Source organism: Pseudomonas fluorescens (assembly GCF_902497995.1).
Classification (GTDB): Bacteria; Pseudomonadota; Gammaproteobacteria; order Pseudomonadales; family Pseudomonadaceae; genus Aquipseudomonas; species Aquipseudomonas fluorescens_BK.
The window spans coordinates 1-623 of record NZ_CABVII010000065.1; the positions used below are offsets into that span (position 1 = coordinate 1).

Genomic DNA, 623 nt, shown 5'->3' on the forward strand with positions numbered 1-623 from the left:
ATCTTTCAGGTGGTGACCATCGCGCTGCTTGCTTCGTGGGTGGCGGCCGTGATGTTCGTGCCGTATCTGGGAGAAAAGCTGCTGCCGGATCTGGCGAAAATTCACGCGGCCAAACACGGTACCGCCGATGGTCAGGCTGATCCGTATGGCACGCCGTTCTATCAGCGCGTTCGGCGCTTGGTGGAGTGGTGCGTGGCGCACCGCAAGACTGTGATCGTGCTGACGGTTGGGCTGTTTATCGCCTCGGTTATGTTGTTCCGCTTCGTTCCGCAGCAGTTTTTCCCGGCTTCCAATCGACTGGAATTGATGGTCGATCTGAAACTGGCTGAAGGCGCTTCTCTGGCCAATACAACCGGTGAGGTGAAACGGCTTGAGGCGATGCTCAAGGATCACGCCGGCATCGACAATTACGTCGCCTATGTTGGCACCGGATCGCCGCGTTTCTATCTGCCGCTCGATCAGCAATTGCAGGCGGCGAGCTTCGCGCAGTTTGTGGTGTTGGCGAAGAACATCGAGGAGCGTGAGGCGTTGCGCAGCTGGTTGATTGAAACGCTTAACGAGCAATTCCCGGCGCTGCGTTCGCGGGTTACGCGTCTGGAAAACGGTCCGCCGGTGGGTTATCC

General features: G+C 58.3%; 1 protein-coding gene. It reads left to right on the forward strand.

Features of this window, described 5'->3' with window-relative positions; genetic code table 11:
* A partial coding sequence (locus F8N80_RS30915) for an efflux RND transporter permease subunit (RefSeq protein ID WP_150785338.1) occupies positions 1-623 on the forward strand: 623 nt, incomplete at both ends.